The following is an 18,075-nucleotide window of genomic DNA, read 5'->3' as shown; positions in this document are numbered from 1 at the left end:
TCAGGGTTCTCCAGGAGGTACCCGGCAGCCGGGACCGGGGCGCAGACCTCCAATCGTAGCGTGCCGCCCGTACCGCTGCCAACGACCGTGTGCCGTTTCGCGCCCGGCGTCACACCAGTTGCAGCTCGAAGGCCTTGAGCACCGCGCGGGTCCGGTCGCGGACGCCCAGCTTCGACAGGATGTTGGAAACGTGGTTCTTGATCGTGCCCTCGGCCACGCCCAGCGAGTTGGCGATCTCCTTGTTGGAGAAGCCCGAGGCCATCAGGCGCAGGATCTCGGTCTCGCGATCCGTCAGCGGATCCGGGCGGTCCAGGCTGACGAAATCGTTGCGCATGTGCTCCAGCCCCGACAGCAGGCGCTGGGTCACCGCTGGCTGCACCAAGGAACCGCCGGCGGCCACGGTCTGGATCGCGCCCACCAGTTGCTCCAGCGACACGTCCTTGAGCAGGTAGCCCTTGGCGCCGGCCTTGAGCCCGGCCAGCACCAGCTGGTCGTCGTCGAAGGTGGTGAGGATGATGGTCGGCGGCAGCGCGTTGATCCGGGCCAGCGCCTGGAGGGCCTCGAGCCCCGACATCACCGGCATGCGCATGTCCATCAGCACCACGTCCGGCCTCGCCTGCGGAATGAGCTCCACGGCCTGCTTGCCGTCGGCGGCCTCGGCGACCACCTCGACGCCCTCGGCCAGCGCCAGCAGGGAACGGATGCCCTGGCGGACCAGGGTCTGGTCGTCGACGAGGCAGATGCGGATCATCGGGTCACTCCAGCTACGGCAGGCGCGCGCGGCGCCGGGAAATAGGGTCCATTGTCCAGCGGCAGGCGCAGCTCGAGTTCGAAACCTTCGCCCGGCGCGGTCCTGACCTCGACCTGGCCGCCGCAGGCCGCGAGCCGCTCGCGCATGCCGCGCAGCCCGTTGCCCGGTTCCACCACCTCGGCGCCGCGGCCATTGTCGCGGGCCAGCAGGCGCACGGCGCGGCCATCGTAGCGGTATTCCAGGCGCAGTTCGGTGGCCTGGGCATGGCGCACCGCGTTGGTGATGATTTCCTGGGTGCAGCGCAGCAGCACGTGCGCCCGTTCGGGGTCGTCGAGCAGGAACGGCGACGGCATTTCCAGGGCAATGCGCAGCCCGGCCGCGGTGTCGACCAGGGGCTGCAGGGTCGTGGACATGTCGATCGCGTCGTCCGCGCGCAACCGGCTCACGGCCTCGCGCACGTCGCTGAGCAGCAACCGCGCCAGGGTATGGGCCTGGTTGACGTGTTCCAGCGCCTTGCCCTGGACCAGGTGCCCGGCGACCTCCAGGTTCAGGCTCAACGCGGTCAGGTGGTGGCCCAGCAGGTCATGCAGCTCGCGGGAAATACGGGTGCGCTCGTTGACCCGGGCGCTCTCGGCCAGCAGCGCGCGGGTAGCGCGCAGTTCCGCGTTCAGCCGGCGCTGGTCCTCGCGCGCCTGGGCCTGCTGCCGCGCCACCAGGCTGGTGACGAAGACGAAGGCCGACAGGCCCACGTACAAACCGGACTGGAGCAGCGCGTCCACCAGCGGGAAGCTGAATCCGCTCATGAACACGGGCACCACCGCGAACTGGCTGGCCACCAGCCAGAACACCGCCACCGGCAGCGGCAGCAGCCACGGCAGTACGCAGGCCGTCACCATCAGCAGGATGCTGCCCAGGCCGCTGATGCTGTAGTAGCTGACCCCGATGGCGCTGGCGGTGAGCAGGCCGAGGAGGATGAAATCGGCCCCGGTGACCTTGCGCACGCCGAGGCTGCGGGTCAGCCAGAGATAGCAGGCGCCGAACAGCAGGTAGGAGCCCCAACCCAGCAGGCGCATGGGTTGCAGGCCTAGCGGCTCCTCCGCCAGTTCCGGCGGCACCAGCCACGAGTACAGCAGCGGCAGGCCCACCACGGCCCAGGTGAACAGCCCCGAATAGCGCAGCAGCCTGGTGTGGTTGAGTCGCGCGAACATGCGGCATCTTAGGCTTATCGCGCCGCCCCGGGCAGCCATCGAAAGTCATGCGGGCCATGCGATAATCCACGTGGCAGCCCGATCGCCGGGCTGCGACCGTTTTCGAAGCCGGAGTCTGGAATGTCGATCGTCATCCGCGACGTGCGCGAGCACGACCTGGATTCCGTCCTTGCCCTCAACAACGCCGCCGGACCCTCGATCCTGCCGCTGGATGCCGCCCGGCTCCGCCGCTTCCACGCCGACGCCGACTATTTCCGCATCGCCGAACGCGACGGCAACCTGGCCGGGTTCCTGGTCGGGTTCGGCGCCGGCACGCCCCACGACAGCAGCAATTTCGCCTGGTTCCGCGAGCGCTATCCGGACTTCTTCTATATCGACCGCATCGTCGTGGCCAGTCGCCGGCGTGGCGGCGGCGTCGGCCGCGCGTTCTATGCCGACGTTTCCAGCTATGCCGAACTGCGCCATCCGCACCTGGCCTGCGAGGTCTTCCTCGACGACGGCAACGATCCGGCGCTCCTGTTCCACGGCAGCTTCGGCTTCCGCGAGATCGGGCAGCGCGTGATGGAGGGCGTCGACGGCAAGCCGGGGCACCGCGCGGCCATGCTGCTCAAGGACATGTGCAGCTACCAGTGGGTGCAGGACACCTATGGCGAGTCGCTGCCCGAAGTGCCGTGGATCGCCGCACCGCGCACCGCGCAGGCCGAACCGCCGCGGGCGACGGGAACCTGAGATGGCAGCCGCGCGAATGGACTACGAGCCCGCGGGGGAGCTGAAGATCGGCCAGGTCGGCATCGCCAACCTGCGGGTGCGCACCCTGGACGCCGCGCGCCTGGCCGAAGAGATGCGCGAACGCGTCGCACGCGCACCCAAGCTGTTCGAACGCGCCGCCGTGGTGATCGATTTCGGTGGCCTGCCCAGAACGCCGGACAGGGCCACGGCACAGGCCCTGGTCGATGCCCTGCGCGAGGCGGGGGTGCTGCCGGTGGCACTGGCCTATGGCACCAGCGACAACGACGCCCTGGCCCGGGAGCTCGGCCTGCCGCTGCTGGCCAAGTTCCGCGCCAGCTACGAGCCCGGACCGGCGGCGGGAGCGGAGGCTGTGGGAGCGGCGGAAGCCGCGAAAGCCCCGGCGTCCCGCTCCCCAGCCCCGGTCGCGGCTTCCGCCGCGCCCACGATCGCCCCCAAGGCCCCGGACACCGAGCCGGGCCTGATCCAGGCCGCCCCGGTCCGCTCCGGGCAGCAGGTCTACGCCGCCAACCGCGACCTCACCGTGCTCTCGGCGGTGGGCGCCGGGGCCGAAGTCATCGCCGACGGCTCGGTCCATATCTACGGCCCGCTGCGCGGCCGCGCCCTCGCCGGCGCGCAAGGCAACGAAAAGGCACGTATCTTCTGCCGTGAGTTCCACGCCGAGCTGATCGCGATCGCCGGCAACTACAAGGTGCTCGAAGACATCCCGAAGGAACTGCGCGGCAAGGCCGTGCAGGTCTGGCTGGACAACGAAGAACTCAGGATCGCGGCGCTCGACTGAGCACGCGCACTGGGCACAACCACACTGGGAGAAGTGTTTTGGCCGAAATCATCGTAGTCACTTCCGGCAAGGGCGGCGTGGGCAAGACCACCACCAGCGCCTCCCTTGCCTGCGGCCTCGCCCGCCATGGCAAGAAGGTCGCCGTGATCGACTTCGACGTGGGCCTGCGCAACCTCGACCTGATCATGGGCTGCGAGCGTCGCGTGGTGTACGACTTCGTCAACGTGATCCAGGGCGAGGCGTCCCTGCGCCAGGCCCTGATCAAGGACAAGCGCAGCGACAACCTGTTCGTGCTGGCCGCCTCGCAGACCCGCGACAAGGATGCGCTGACCACCGAGGGCGTCGAGAAGGTGCTCAAGGAACTGGCCGACGACGGCTTCGACTACATCGTGTGCGACTCGCCCGCGGGCATCGAGAAGGGCGCGTTCCTGGCCATGTACTTCGCCGACCAGGCGATCGTGGTGGTGAACCCGGAAGTGTCCTCGGTGCGCGACTCCGACCGCATCCTCGGCCTGCTGGCCTCCAAGACCCGCCGCGCCGAGAACGGCGAACGGGTGAAGGAACACCTGCTGCTCACCCGCTACAGCCCCGCGCGCGTGGAAACCGGGGAAATGCTCTCCATCGCCGACGTCGAGGAAGTCCTCGGGCTCAAGACCATCGGCGTCATCCCGGAATCCGGCGACGTGCTCAACGCCTCCAACAAGGGAGAACCCGTGATCCTCGACATGGAATCGCCTGCAGGCCAGGCCTACGACGATGCCGTTGCGCGACTGATGGGCGAAGATCGCCCGATGCGCTTCACCCAGGCCGACAAGAAGGGCTTCTTCAGCAAGCTCTTCGGGGGTTGAGCATGGGCATGTTCGATTTCCTCCGGGCCAGGAAGAACACCGCGTCGATCGCCAAGGATCGCCTGCGCATCATCATCGCGCAGGAACGCAGCACCCTGGGCGGACCGGACTACCTGCCGCTGCTGCGCCGCGAGCTGCTCGAGGTGATCCGCAAGTACGTCAACGTCGACGTCGATGCGGTCAAGGTCGACCTGGTGAAGGACGGCGAGCACGACGTGCTGGACATCTCCGTGTCGCTCCCCGACGGGCGCGCGGCGACCGCCTGAGGTTGGAGCGGCGGAAGCCGCGATGCTGACCCTGGCCGACATCGATGCGGACCACTTAGCCGCGCTGCTCGCGCGCTACGGCCTGCAGCTGGAACGCGTGCCCGACGGCGCCGCGATTCCCGGCAGCTACTGGGGCGAGCCCGAAGCCGGGCTCGTCGGCTGCACCGTGTACGCGCGCAGCGACACCCCCGTGCACTCGCTGCTGCATGAAGCCGCGCACCTGATCGTGCTCCCGCCCGGGCGCCGTGCCGCGGTCCACACCGACGCCACCGACTCGGTCGAGGAGGAGGACGCGGTGTGCGTGCTGCAGTCGCTGCTCGGGGACGCGCTGCCGGGCGTCGGCGCGGCCCGCGTCCTGGCCGACATGGACGAATGGGGCTACACCTTCCGCCTCGGTTCGGCCGCGGCCTACGTCAGCCACGATGCCGCCGAGGCCTGGGCCTGGCTGCGCCGCGCCGGTCTGGTGTCGGCCGACCAGCGCTTGTTGTAGCCTTCCCCCATTCGCTCCACAACCTCGCTCCAGACAAACGGATACCTGCCATGTCCCGCAGCAAACTGCTTGCGCTCGCCATCGCCGCCTCCCTGTTCGCCGTTGCCGGCTGCACCCGCTCGCCGTCGCCGCAGGCCGACACCGGCAGCAGCACGGTTCCGGCCGACGAGAACGCCGATGCCTTCATCGCCAGGGTCAACCGCGAGATGCGCACGCACCTGGAAGAGCTCAGCGCGGCGCAGTGGGTTTCGTCCACCTACATCACCGGCGACAGCGAACTGCTCGCGGCCAAGGCCAACGAGCGCTGGCTGACCGCGCTCAACGGCTGGATCGAACAGGCGCGCCGTTTCGAAGGACAGGCGACGTCGCCCTCCACCGCGCGCGCGCGGTCGCTGCTCAAGCTGATGACCGCGATGCCGGCGCCGCGCGACCCGGAGAAGCTTGCCGAACTGGCGCGCATCGCCAGCAAGATGGAAGGCATGTACGGCTCGGGCGAGTACTGCACCGGCGAAGGCGACGCGAAAAGCTGCCGCCAGCTCGGCGAACTCGAGGACGTTCTGCGCACCAGCCGCGACTACGACGAGCAGCTCGACGCATGGCGCGGCTGGCACACCATCTCGCAGCCGATGCGCAAGGACTACGTGCGCTTCGTCGAGCTGGTCAACCAGGGCGCCAAGGAAATGGGCTTCGCCGATGCCGGCGAAGTGTGGCGCGCCGGCTACGACATGCCGCCGGCGCAGATCGCGGCCGAAACCGACCGCCTGTGGGGCCAGGTCAAGCCGTTGTACGAGCAGCTGCACTGCTACACACGTACGCGCCTTGCGGCGACCTATGGCGTCGAGCGCGGCCAGGTCGGCAACGGCCTGCTGCCGGCGCACCTGATGGGCAACATGTGGCAGCAGGACTGGAGCAACCTGTGGGACCTGCTGCAGCCGTACCAGGATGCGGGCAGCCTCGACATCACCGGTGCGCTGGAAGCGGCATACCGCCAGGACTACACCGCCCAGCTCGCGGAACATGCAGGCACGCCCACGCCGTCCGAGATCGTAGGCTACGAACGCGGCGCGCAGCTGGAGAGCGCATTGCGCATGACCCGCCGGGCGGAAGACTTCTACGTGTCGCTGGGCATGCCGAAGCTGCCGGCGAGCTACTGGGAGAAGACCCAGTTCATCAAGCCGCGCGACCGCGACGTGGTCTGCCACGCCAGCGCCTGGGACATGAACATGGGCGGCAATCCGTCGGCGGATCCCGCGATCGGCCCGGACGTGCGCACCAAGATGTGCATCAAGCCGACCGAGGAAGACTTCACCACGATCTACCACGAGCTCGGCCATGTCTATTACTACCTGGCCTACGGCAAGCAGCCGCCGCTGTTCCAGGGCGGCGCCAACGACGGCTTCCATGAAGCCATCGGCGACACCATCGTCCTGGCGATGACGCCGAAGTACCTCGCCTCGATCGGCCTGGTCGACGAGCAGCAGCAGTCGCACGAAGCGCTGATCAATGCGCAGATGCGCATGGCGCTGGCCAAGGTCGCGTTCCTGCCCTTCGGCCTGATGATCGACCGCTGGCGCTGGGGCGTGTTCGACGGCTCGATCAAGCCCGACCGCTACAACCAGGCCTGGTGGGACCTGAAGGCCAAGTACCAGGGCGTGGCCCCGGTGCAGGCGCGCGGCGAGGACTACTTCGACCCGGGCGCGAAGTACCACGTGCCGGGCAACACGCCTTACACCCGCTACTTCCTCTCGCACGTGCTGCAGTTCCAGTTCTACAAGGCGCTGTGCGACGCCGCCGGCTTCCAGGGCCCGCTGTACGAGTGCAGCTTCTACGGCAGCGAAGCCGCAGGCCGCAAGTACCAGGCGATGCTCGCCGAAGGCCAGTCGCAACCGTGGCAGAAGACGCTGAAGACGCTGACCGGTACCGAGCAGCTCGACGCCTCCGCGGTGCTCGAGTACTTCTCGCCGCTGCAGCAATGGCTGGAGCAGCAGAACGAGGGCCGCGACTGCGGCTGGTCGAGCGCAGCCGCACCCGCCGCCGCCGGCTCGGCCGACGGCAAGGACTGACGCCACGGACGCACTGCCGGCGCGCTGGTATTGCGACCCGGCGACGGTCACGCTCGAGCGCGGCACCGTCTTCGACCGGGGCTGGCATCTGCTCACCCATGCGTCGCGCCTGCGCGGCCCCGGCGACCACGTCGTGGTCGACTGCGCCGGCCTGCCGGTCATCGCCGTGCGGGGCGCCGACGAGGACGGCGGGCCTGGCCCGATCCGCGCCTTCCACAACGTCTGCCGCCACCGCGCCGGACCCATCGCGCAATGCGACGGCCTGGCGGCGAAATCCCTGCGCTGCCGCTACCACGGCTGGACCTACGGCCTGGACGGACAGCTGAAGTCCGCGCCTGAAATGCAGGGCGTCGAAGGCTTCGATGTCGCCGACGTACGCCTGCCTTCGCTGGCGGTGCGCGAATGGCAAGGCATGGTGTTCGCCTGTGTCGACGAGACCGCCGCCACGCCCTTCGACGAGCTGGTTGCGGGCATCGATGCGCGCATCGGCGACGGGCGGGGCCTTGCCGGCTACGGCCACCACCAGCACGCGGCCTACGACATCGCCTGCAACTGGAAGGTCTACGTCGACAACTACCTGGAGGGCTACCACGTCCCCCACGTGCATCCGGCGCTCAACCGGATGCTCGACTACCGCAGCTACCGAACCGAACTGGCGCGATGGCACAGCCTGCAGTGGAGCCCCCTCGAGAGCGACCCCGGCCTGTACGGCGATGGCGACGCGCTGTACTACTGGTTGTGGCCCAACACGATGCTCAACATCCTGCCCGGGCGCCTGCAGACCAACCGGGTGCTGCCGCTGGGCGTGGATCGCTGCCGGGTCGAGTTCGACTTCTACTATCCCGTCGACGACTCCGGCGAGGCGCGCGCCAGGCGCGACGCCGACCGTGCCTTCAGCGACGAAGTGCAGCTCGAGGACCTGCGCATCTGCGAGGACGTGCAGCGCGGCCTCGCCTCCGGCTCCTACGTTGCTGGCCGACTGAACCCGCTGCGCGAAAGCGGCGTGCACCACTTCCAGGAACTGTGGCGGGCCGCTACAGGCGTTCGGTAGGTTCCAGCGCCGCCGCGTATTCGGGGTCGCCTGGGGGCATGCGCGTACCGGCATGCAGTTCCCAGCGCCAGAAGGCCCAGCCCGCGAGGGTGAACATCCCCGCCCCGATCGCCAGGTGCAGCGGATTCCCGCTCAGCAGCGGCGACAGCACCCCCGCCACCAGCGCGTTGCAGACCAGCCCGGTGAACGCCTGCAGCGACGACGCGCTGCCGCGCTGGCGAGGGTACATGTCGAGGATCGCCAGGGTCAGGATCGGGAACACCAGCGCGATGCCGAACGCATTGAACATCATCGGCAGCACCGCCCAGGGAACCGACACCACGTCCACCATCCCGAAATAAGCGATGTTGGCCAGCGCCGCCGCTCCGCAGCAGGCGAAACCCAGGCGGGTCTGCAAGACGCCGGTGATCCTGCCGGCCAGGCGCCCGGAGATGAAGGCACCGAGCATCATGCCGCTGATCATCGGGATGAAGAACCAGCCGAAGCCGCGTTCGTCCAGGCGCAGCGTGTCGAGCACGAACGCCGGCGCCGATGCGATGTACAGGAACAGCGCGCTGAAGTTGAAGGTGCCGGCCGCGGCCAGGCGCTGGAAGCGCGGGTTGACGAAGATCGCGACGTAGTCGCGCAGCAACCGTCGCACGTCGGGGGCCAGGCGCATGTCCGGCGGGTGCGTCTCCGGCAGCGCGCGCCAGGTGGCCAGCATCAGCAGCAGCGAGAACGCCACCAGGAACCAGAAGATCATCGGCCAGCGGCTCCAGCCCAGGATCCAGCCGCCGACGATGGGGGCGATCGCAGGAGCGATGCCGAAGATCATCGAGACGTGGCTCATCAGCCGCTGCGCGTCGTCGCCCTGGAGCACGTCGCGGATCACCGCGCGGCCGACGATCAGGCCGACGCCGGCCGACAGGCCCTGCAATGCACGGAACGCGAGCAACACCACGAAATCCGTGGACAGCGCGCAGCCCACGGAGGCCAAGGTGAATACGCCCAGGCCGCCCAGGATCACCCGCCGCCGCCCGATGGCGTCCGACAGCGGCCCGTGGACCACGCTCATCAGCGCATAGGCCACCAGGTACACGCTGATCGTCTGCTGCATCGCCAGCTTGTCGGCGCCCAGGTCGGCACCGATCGCCGGGAACGCCGGGAAGATGGTGTCGATCGAGAACGGGCCGAACATGGCCAGGCCGCCCAGCAGCAAGGCCAGGCGACGATAGTGGGGAACCCGGTGGGGGAGCATCGGCTTATTGTCCGGGCTACGGCCGCTCCCACAACCCCCCGCAAGCTATACTTCAGGGGCAGTACGCGGTGGGAGAAGCGGCCCCGCCGGCCCAGGCCGGAAGCCGCTGCCGAAGGCGCAAACGCCCGTAATCGCTCAGGCCCCACAACCGCCGCGTGCACACACTCTGGAGAGACCGGCTCCCCCGTGGAGAACCGGCGCCGAAGGGGCAAGAAGCATGACCGGCAGGGATCCCTCCCCACCCGCCGGGCGCTTCCAAACTCTCAGGCAAAAGGACAGAGGGGCGCCCTTCCACGACATGACGCCCGCCATGACCCAGCAGCCCGCCCCGCTTCGCGACCTCGAGCACCACGACGCCTTCGTCCAGCGCCACATCGGCCCCAACGACGCCGAGATCGCGACGATGCTCGCGGCCATCGGCCATGAATCGCTGGAGTCGATGACCGACGCCATCGTTCCCGCATCGATCCGCTCGCAGGCGCCGCTGGACCTGCCTGCCTCCATGGCCGAGGTCGACGCGCTGGAGAAGATCCGCGCCCTGGCGAAGAAGAACCAGGTGTTCCGCAGCTTCATCGGCCAGGGCTACTACGGCACCCACGTGCCCAACGTCATCCTGCGCAACATCCTCGAGAACCCGGCCTGGTACACCGCCTACACCCCGTACCAGGCGGAGATCTCGCAGGGGCGGATGGAAGCGCTGATCAACTTCCAGACCATGTGCGCCGAGCTCACCGGCATGGAGATCGCCAACGCCTCGCTGCTGGACGAAGCCACGGCGGCGGCGGAGGCCATGACCCTGGCCCGCCGCGCGTCGAAGGCCAGGGGCAACACCATCGTGGTGTTCGGCGACACCCATCCGCAGACGATCGAGGTCCTTCGCACGCGTGCCGAGCCGCTCGGCCTGGAGATCCGCCAGCCGAACTCGGCGGAAGAGTGGGACGCCGCGATCGCCGCCGACGATTATTTCGCGGTGCTGTTCCAGTACCCGGCCAGCACCGGTTGGGTGCGCGACTGGAGCGACGAAGTCGCCAAGGTCCACGCCAGGGGCGCGCTGGCGATCTTCGCCACGGACCTCCTGGCGCTCACCCTGCTCAAGCCGCCCGGCGAGATGGGCGCCGACATCGTCGTGGGCAACACCCAGCGCTTCGGCGTTCCCTACGGGTTCGGCGGACCGCACGCGGCGTTCATGGCCTGCCGCGACGCCTTCAAGCGCTCGATGCCCGGCCGCCTGATCGGCGTCTCCATCGACGCCGAGGGCAACCAGGCGTACCGGCTGACGCTGCAGACCCGCGAGCAGCACATCCGCCGCGAGAAGGCCACCAGCAACATCTGCACCGCGCAGGTCCTGCTGGCGGTGATGGCCTCGATGTACGCGGTCTACCACGGGCCGGAAGGCCTGGTCCGGATCGCCTCGCGCGTCGCGCGGCTCGCCGCGATCCTGAAGGCCGGGCTGCTGCAGCTCGGCTTCACCGCCTCCCGCCACGAGGGCGCATTCGACACGATCGCGCTGGAGACCGGCGACCGCACCGATGCCATCGCCGCGCGCGCGGTGTCCATGGGGGTCAACCTGCGCAAGGCCTGGGGCAGGTTCCTGTGCATCTCCCTGGACGAAACCACCACCCGCGCCGACGTCGAGCTGCTGTGGCGCATCTTCGGCGGCGACGCCGCCGTGCTGCCCGACATCGACGCGCTCGACGCCACCGCGCCGGCGCTGGTGCCCGAGGCGCTGCGCCGCGCTTCGAAGTTCATGACCCACCCGGTCTTCAACAGCCACCACAGCGAGCACGAGATGCTGCGCTACATGCGCGCACTCGCCGACAAGGACCTGGCGATGGATCGCACCATGATCCCGCTGGGCTCGTGCACGATGAAGCTCAACGCAACGGCCGAGATGATCCCGATCACCTGGCCCGAGTTCGCCGACATCCATCCGCTGGCACCGGCCGACCAGGCGCAGGGCTACTGCGAGCTGATCGCCGGCCTGGAAGCCATGCTGGTGGAGTGCACCGGCTACGATGCGGTCAGCCTGCAACCCAATTCCGGCGCCCAGGGCGAGTACGCCGGCCTGCTCGCGATCCGCGCCTACCACCGCTCGCGCGGCGAACCGCAGCGCGACGTGTGCCTGATCCCGGAGTCGGCCCACGGCACCAATCCCGCCTCCGCGCAGCTGTGCGGCATGAGCGTGGTGGTGACCAAGTGCGACGCCAACGGCAACGTCGACGTCGAGGACATCCGCGCCAAGGCAGGGAAGTACGCCGACCGCCTCGCCGCGATCATGATGACCTACCCGTCCACGCACGGCGTGTTCGAGGAGGACGTGGTCGAGATCTGCGAGATCGTGCACCGCCACGGCGGCCAGGTGTACACCGACGGCGCCAACATGAACGCGCTGGTCGGCGTCGCCAAGCCCGGCAAGTGGGGTTCGGACGTGTCCCACCTCAACCTGCACAAGACCTTCTGCATCCCGCACGGCGGCGGCGGCCCCGGCGTGGGCCCGTGCGCGGTCAAGGCGCACCTGGCGCCGTTCCTGCCGGGCGCGCAGGGCAACGACGTGCGCACCGACGGCGTCGGCAAGGGCGCACCGGTGTCGGCGGCAACGTTCGGCAGCGCCTCGATCCTGCCGATCAGCTGGATGTACATCGCGATGATGGGCGCGGCCGGCCTGAAGAAGGCCACCCAGGTCGCGCTGCTCAACGCCAATTACGTCGCGCGCAAGCTGGCGCCGCACTACGAGACGCTGTACACCGGCCGCAACGGCCTGGTCGCGCACGAGTGCATCCTCGACCTGCGGCCGCTCAAGGATGCCACCGGCATCAGCGCGGAGGACGTGGCCAAGCGCCTCATCGACTTCGGCTTCCACGCCCCGACCCTGAGCTTCCCGGTCGCGGGCACGCTGATGGTCGAGCCGACCGAGTCCGAATCGCTGCACGAGCTGGACCGGTTCTGCGACGCGATGATCCAGATCCGGGAGGAGATCCGCGCGATCGAGGAAGGTCGCATGGACCGCGACGACAACCCGCTCAAGCACGCGCCGCACACCGCCGCGCAGGTCAGCGCGAGCCAGTGGGTCCACGCCTACCCGCGCGAGCTGGCGGCCTTCCCCCTGCCCTCGCTGAAGCAGCAGAAGTACTGGCCCCCGGTAGCCCGCGTGGACAACGTCTACGGGGACAAGAACGTGTTCTGCAGCTGCGTCCCGGTCGAAGCCTTCGCGGGCGAGATCGAGGCCTTCAGCGAGCCCGCCGTGTCCTGATCAGGCCCGCGGTTGCCTCCCCGGGCCCGATCTGGATTAGATTAGGCCCGTTACCGTCTCCTGGGGAGGAAACCGATGACCGCGTCCAAGCCCTGCAAGGCCCGGGTCCTGTGTCTCGCCATTGCCGCCGTCCTTGCGATGCCGGCGATGGCCCAGCAGGCCGGCACCACTTCCGACACCGAAGAGACCGACGACCAGGTCAAGACCCTGGACCGGTTGACGGTCACCGGTTCGCGCATCAACCGCATCGAGGTCGAGCAGGCGCTGCCGATCACCACGGTCACGCGCGAGGAGATCGACCAGCAGGGCATCACCTCGGCCGAACAGCTGCTGATGGTGCTCAACGTCGCCGGCAACGGCTCGGACAACCTGGCCAGCAACAGCGGCATCGTGCATGAGGACCAGCGCGGCAACAACGGCGTCTCCGGCGCCAACCTGCGCGGCCAGGGTGCCGACGCCACCCTGGTGCTGCTCAACGGCCGCCGCGTCGCGACCCATGGCCTGAAGGGCCGCGCGGTCGACCTCAACGCGATCCCGTTCGCGGCGATCGACAGGGTCGAGGTGCTGCGCGACGGCGCCTCGGCGGTCTACGGCACCGACGCCATCGGCGGCGTAATCAACTTCATCACCCGGCGCGATTTCCAGGGCGCGCAGGTGACCGGTTTCGTCGACGTCAGCGAAGCCGGCGGCGGCAACATCTATCGCGGCAGCATCCTGTTCGGCCACGGCGACCTCGACCGCGACGGCTGGAACGCCTTCGGCACGCTGAGCGTCAAGCGCAACACGATCCTGCGCGGCGACGACCGCGATTTCTCCAATGCCTTCCAGCCCGACCGCGGCCTGTCGCCCGACACCCGCGGCACGCCGTTCGCCACGGTGTTCAACCGCACCGGCACCCAGGCCGACATCAACCTGATCGGCGCCGGGCTGACCGATCCGGCCGGCAACGGCACCATGACCGCGATCAACATCCTCAACCTGCCCGGTGCGGAAGGTTGCGAGAGCGGCGGCGACAACATGGGGCCGTACGGATACCAGATCTGGAACGTCCCGGCATCGCGCTACGCCTGCGCCTGGGACTACCCGGCCGCGGCCGTGATCCAGCAGCCCATGGACAGCATCGATTTCGTCGGCCGCGCGACGTTCCGGATCGGCTCGGTGCACGAAGCCTATGCCGAGCTGTCCGCTTCCAGGGTTGAGGTCTCCAAGACCTTCGAGCCCAACCAGATCTCGCCCGGCTCCACTTTCGGACCGGATACCTGGTATCCGGTCACCGGCGAGTCCTACGACATGGTCTATGACGCCCTGGCGGACTACTTCGGCGCCGGCCAGCTTAATTACGGCGAACGGATCGCCTACCGCTGGCGCTGCATGGCCTGCGGTCCCCGCCAGATCGAGACCACCACCACCGCCTACCGTGCCCTGGTCGGCATCGGCGGCCTGATCGGCAACTGGAGCTACGACGTCGGCCTGTCGCGGGCTTCCAGCAAGTCGGATTCGGTCCTCGGCAGCGGCTTCCATTACACCGACGCCCTGCAGGAAGTGCTGGGCAGCGGCCTGCTCAATCCCTTCCTGTTGCCCGGCCAGGAGCAGAGTCCGGAGGCGATGGCCGCGCTCGAGGCGGCTTCCGCGCGCGGGGTGAGGATGTACGGCGGCGAATCGATCGTCACCGCGCTGGACGCGAGCGTGTCGGGCGACATCGGCCTGGACCTGCCGGGCGGCACGATGGCCATGGCCGCCGGCGTCGACCTGCGTCGCGAGGAATTCCGGTTCGAAGGCGACAACCGCGTCAACGGGCGTCCGGTCTTCAATGCACCGTTCGACGACGCGAACGCACTGGAGAACGTGAGCCGCGACATCCGCGCGGTCTACGTCGAGATGCTGGCGCCGCTGACCCGCAGTTTCGACGTCACCCTGGCCGGCCGCTACGACGACTACACCGGCTTCGGCAGCACCTTCAACCCGAAGGTGTCGTTCAAGTTCAAGCCGATCGAATCGCTGCTGTTCCGCGGCGCCTACAGCACCGGCTTCAAGGTGCCGTCGTTCAACCAGCTGTTCAACGGCGTGTCCGAGGTCCAGTACACCGGCCTCGACCTCGCCGACCCGGCCACCTGCCCCGGCGGCGTCGCCGACACCACGACTCCCGGTTGCGAGAGCATCCGCCCCGACGAGTTGTTCGGCGGCAAGGAAGACCTGAAGCCGGAGGAATCCACGCAGAAGAGCTTCGGCTTCGTGTATGCGCCCATGGGCAACTTCAACATCAGCGTGGACTGGTGGGAGATCGAGCGCGAGAACACCATCCGCCCCGCGCCGCGCGAAGTGCTGATCGAGTACTACGACGTGTTCCAGGCGAACTGGATCCGCGACGCGAACAACCAGGTGATCGCGATCGACCGGCGCTACATCAACTCCGGCGGCAGCCTGACCCGAGGCGTCGAGGTCGATTCCAACCTGTCCGGCGAACTGGCCGGCGGGCGCTGGCTGCTGCACCTCAACGGCAGCTACACCAACCTGTTCAGGACCAAGGCGCTGGAGACCCTGCCGTATACCGACAACCTGGTCGGCTCCTACGTGCGCTACTTCAACCTGCCCATCCGCTGGAAGCACACGCTGGGGTTCACCTACACCCGCGGCAACTTCACCCACAGCCTGATGCAGCTCTACCGCCATGGCTACCTGGACGAGGAGCCGGTGAGCGTCGCCAACGGCACCTACATCCCGCCGGCGTGGGACCCCAAGGTCGATGCGTACACCACGTACAACTACAGCATCACCTGGACCGGCATCGACGGCCTCAAGCTCGGGTTCGGCATCAAGAACCTGCTCGACAGGGATCCGCCGTTCACCGCGCACATGAACGACTTCGCCGCGGGTGCGGGCTGGGAACCGCGCATCGCCGATCCGCGCGGGCGCAGCTACACGCTGCTGCTCGAATACAACTTCCTCTGATCCGGCACCAGGTTTCCTGAACGGATCCCGCGGGCTTCACGCCCCCCTGAACGGGGGGGCGTGGAAGCTGGGTGCATGAGCGATCCCAATCCCTATAGCGCCGATCAGCCCGAACGCAGCGCCATCGAGGCCATGCGCGGCCCGGTGCTGCTGGAATTCGGTACCAACTGGTGCGGACACTGCGCAGCCGCGAGGCCGCTGGTGGAATCGGCGCTCGGGGCGCATGCGGACGTGCGCCACATCAAGGTGGAGGACGGCCAGGGACGGCTGCTGGGCCGCTCGTTCCGGGTCAAGTTCTGGCCCACCCTGGTCTTCCTTCGCGATGGCGAGGAACTGGCGCGCGTAGTGCGCCCCCTGGGCACAGGGTCGATCCGCGCGGCGCTGGAGCGTATCGACCCACCGGCCCCGTAGCATCGCCTCAGTAGGCGTTCGCCTCCCGCCATTGCTCGAAGGCCTCGCGCGTTTCGAACGTGTAGGTGCAGGCATCGCCTCCGTCCCCGCGGCCGTCCGCCACCGGATCGGTGACAGAGAGATGGATCGTGGTCGGATTCGCGCAATGGTATTCGACCTCGATGCTGGCGTAGGCCCTGGGCATCGACATTTCCCTGAGCCAGCCGGCCTCGATCGCCAGCTCTTCGGCCGAACGCTGGAAACCGCGGGACGGGTCGTCGGCAGTGGCGAGCAGTTCCTCGGGAGACCGCTGGAAACCGCGCGGCGGAGGCTGCGCGTCCATCATCGCGATCAGCTCCTGGGCGCTGCGCTGGAAGCCGCGGTGGGCGACTTCCTTCCACTGTTCAAGCGAGGGGGCGTCCTCGTCTTCCGCAGCAGTACGCGCGGTCACGTATCCGCGCGCCTGGCTGCCGTGGTGAGCTTCTTCCTGGCGGACATCGACGACATAACCTTTGTCCGGCGCCGCGGATTGGCCGCTGCCGCCCTCGAGCCGGAAGCCGTCGTTGTCGGCCAGCGACCAGATGGCGTGCGCCGGGGCGCCGGCAAGCAGTCGCCAGTGCAAGCTTGCGCTTCCACGCACGCTGTCGTCGGCGTCGGCAGCGAACCGGACCCGCAACTCCTCGCCGACGGGCCGATGCACCTTGACCGGTTCGACGTCCAGGTCCAGTGGAACAGCCGGTTGCAGCGATGCGATCGTGACGACGCGGTGGGCCTGCGCCAGCGCCGCAGAAACCGCTTCCGCCTTGCCATCGACGGCATCGTGGAAAGCTGCCGTCAGCGCCTTGTCGGCCGCCGTACCGGCATTGCGATCGAATGCGGCGATGATCAACTGCATTTCCAGCAGGCTCAGGCGGGTCTGGCCGGAGCGAGGGCCGGCCCCCTTCACCGGGAGGTCCGAGCCCGACCGTCCCAGCGCGCGGCGCTGCGGATCGGCAAGATCGACCGGCGGATCCTGCAGCCGCGCCATGCCGGTGATGAACAGCGGCACGAAGCTGGCGTCGGCCTCCGGGTCTTTCGCCGCCGCCTGTGCCCAACGCTCGAGCGCCACCTGGAAATCCTCGCCCGCGCCGTATTCGGGACCGATTTTGCGTGCGTAGAGATCCTCCATGCGCTGGGACTCGCGCACGGCATCGCGCTCCCGTTCACGGGCTTCCTGGCGCTCGCGCAGCGTCTCCCGCGCGGCCCTTGCAGCGTCCCGCGCTGCGGCCAGTTCCACCCGCGCCGCTTCGACTTCCACCCGTGCAGCCGCTTTCGAGTCGGCGCCGGATGCTGCGCGCAGCGCCTTGTTGGCTGCATCGATCCGGGCGCGTGCTGCATCATGGCGTGCATTGGGCGCATCGGTGACCGACGCCTGCCAGACCTTGTACGCGTCCTCCTCCGCCTTGCGCGCGGATTCGCGCGCCTGCATGCGCTCGCGTTGCCGTCCGGAACGTCGTTCCTGCGTGTATCCGTCCTCGATGTCGGGGTTCGGCTGCGTCGCGTCGCCTCGCGACCTCGCATTGGGGAACTCCCAGCCGAAGGAAGCGAGCATGTGGGCGAATTCGGCAACCTCCAGGCGTGCGCGCACACCACGCGCGCGCGCCTCCATCGCCATGTGCTCGACTTGCCGCGGACTCACGCTGAACGAGGCTGCCGGTGGACGCGCGGCGACCAGTTCACGTTCGCCGTCGCGGGTGGCGACGCCGCCGCGCGCCAGGATCTCGCGCGTTGCGGCCACTGCTTCGTCCAGGTCCCTTGCAGTGGTCAGTTGGCCGACCAGCGCGTCCCATTCGCCTTGCGGGACTTCGGTGAACGAGGCCTCCTGGCCGTTCCTGTCACCGCTGCAGGCGCCCGCTGCCAACGCCAACGCCAGCGCCAGCGCCAGCGCCAGAGCCAGCGTCATCCATGCCGATCGCTTCATTCCCTATCTCCGTGCGACTTCGATTCATTGAAGTAGCTACACGCAGGAAGCGACGCTTGCAGGACAGATACTGCCCCGTCCACG

At 68.5% G+C, this 18,075-nt stretch carries 14 protein-coding genes and 1 riboswitch; of the genes, 10 read left to right on the top strand and 4 right to left on the bottom strand.

Annotation, left to right across the window (positions count from 1 at the left end; all coding sequences use genetic code 11):
- Positions 1-109: 109 nt before the first annotated feature.
- A complete protein-coding gene (locus QAA18_RS00340; RefSeq protein WP_279410133.1) occupies positions 110-751 on the bottom strand; it encodes a response regulator transcription factor in 642 nt (213 codons plus the stop codon).
- Positions 748-1,959: a sensor histidine kinase gene (locus tag QAA18_RS00335; protein WP_279410131.1), complete on the bottom strand. Its 1,212-nt coding sequence runs from the start codon at positions 1,957-1,959 to the stop codon at positions 748-750. The genes QAA18_RS00340 and QAA18_RS00335 overlap by 4 nt, the downstream gene beginning before the upstream one ends.
- Before the next feature lie 120 nt (positions 1,960-2,079).
- On the opposite strand from QAA18_RS00335, the gene QAA18_RS00330 reads away from it, so the two are divergent.
- The 7 genes from QAA18_RS00330 to QAA18_RS00300 are packed head-to-tail and all read left to right on the top strand — an operon-like array spanning position 2,080 to position 8,205.
- The gene (locus tag QAA18_RS00330; RefSeq protein WP_279410129.1) at positions 2,080-2,688 is read left to right on the top strand and encodes a GNAT family N-acetyltransferase; all 609 of its coding nucleotides are present in this window, start codon (positions 2,080-2,082) and stop codon (positions 2,686-2,688) included.
- Position 2,689: 1 nt separating this feature from the next.
- Positions 2,690-3,487 (top strand): septum site-determining protein MinC, encoded by a 798-nt coding sequence (gene minC, locus QAA18_RS00325; RefSeq protein ID WP_279410128.1) that lies wholly within the window; start codon positions 2,690-2,692, stop codon positions 3,485-3,487.
- Positions 3,488-3,525: 38 nt separating this feature from the next.
- Positions 3,526-4,335, top strand: a complete 810-nt coding sequence (minD, locus tag QAA18_RS00320) for a septum site-determining protein MinD (protein WP_279410126.1) — start codon at positions 3,526-3,528, stop codon at positions 4,333-4,335.
- 2 nt (positions 4,336-4,337) lie between these two features.
- The gene (gene minE, locus QAA18_RS00315) at positions 4,338-4,601 is read left to right on the top strand and encodes a cell division topological specificity factor MinE (protein WP_279410125.1); all 264 of its coding nucleotides are present in this window, start codon (positions 4,338-4,340) and stop codon (positions 4,599-4,601) included.
- A 22-nt stretch (positions 4,602-4,623) separates the two neighbouring features.
- The gene (locus tag QAA18_RS00310) at positions 4,624-5,091 is read left to right on the top strand and encodes a hypothetical protein (protein ID WP_279410124.1); all 468 of its coding nucleotides are present in this window, start codon (positions 4,624-4,626) and stop codon (positions 5,089-5,091) included.
- A gap of 50 nt (positions 5,092-5,141) precedes the next feature.
- Positions 5,142-7,154: a M2 family metallopeptidase gene (locus QAA18_RS00305; RefSeq protein WP_279410123.1), complete on the top strand. Its 2,013-nt coding sequence runs from the start codon at positions 5,142-5,144 to the stop codon at positions 7,152-7,154.
- A gap of 13 nt (positions 7,155-7,167) precedes the next feature.
- Positions 7,168-8,205, top strand: coding sequence for an SRPBCC family protein (locus tag QAA18_RS00300; protein WP_279410208.1), 1,038 nt, complete (start codon positions 7,168-7,170; stop codon positions 8,203-8,205).
- Here the strand turns inward: QAA18_RS00300 and QAA18_RS00295 are convergent.
- On the bottom strand, positions 8,189-9,442 hold the full coding sequence (locus QAA18_RS00295; RefSeq protein ID WP_279410122.1) for a multidrug effflux MFS transporter: 1,254 nt from the start codon (positions 9,440-9,442) through the stop codon (positions 8,189-8,191). The two genes, QAA18_RS00300 and QAA18_RS00295, sit on opposite strands and share 17 nt — an antisense overlap.
- Positions 9,443-9,598: 156 nt before the next feature.
- A riboswitch (glycine riboswitch) is annotated at positions 9,599-9,731 on the top strand.
- A 9-nt stretch (positions 9,732-9,740) separates the two neighbouring features.
- On the opposite strand from QAA18_RS00295, the gene gcvP reads away from it, so the two are divergent.
- From gcvP to QAA18_RS00280, 3 genes are all read left to right on the top strand, one after another.
- Entirely contained in the window at positions 9,741-12,692 is a 2,952-nt protein-coding gene (gcvP, locus tag QAA18_RS00290; RefSeq protein ID WP_279410120.1) for an aminomethyl-transferring glycine dehydrogenase, read from the top strand.
- A gap of 75 nt (positions 12,693-12,767) precedes the next feature.
- Positions 12,768-15,641, top strand: a complete 2,874-nt coding sequence (locus tag QAA18_RS00285) for a TonB-dependent receptor (RefSeq protein ID WP_279410118.1) — start codon at positions 12,768-12,770, stop codon at positions 15,639-15,641.
- 75 nt (positions 15,642-15,716) lie between these two features.
- Complete coding sequence (locus tag QAA18_RS00280) at positions 15,717-16,052, top strand: thioredoxin family protein (RefSeq protein WP_279410116.1); 336 nt, start codon at positions 15,717-15,719, stop codon at positions 16,050-16,052.
- Between the two features lie 7 nt (positions 16,053-16,059).
- Here QAA18_RS00280 and QAA18_RS00275 read toward each other — a convergent pair whose 3' ends face one another.
- Entirely contained in the window at positions 16,060-17,991 is a 1,932-nt protein-coding gene (locus tag QAA18_RS00275) for a hypothetical protein (protein ID WP_279410114.1), read from the bottom strand.
- Positions 17,992-18,075 lie beyond the last annotated feature (84 nt).

Origin of the sequence: Luteimonas sp. 8-5 (genome assembly GCF_029763755.1) — a bacterium.
In the GTDB taxonomy this organism is placed as follows: domain Bacteria; phylum Pseudomonadota; class Gammaproteobacteria; order Xanthomonadales; family Xanthomonadaceae; genus Cognatiluteimonas.
The sequence above is the reverse complement of the archived record's forward strand: the minus strand, read 5'-3'. Positions and strand labels throughout refer to the sequence as shown.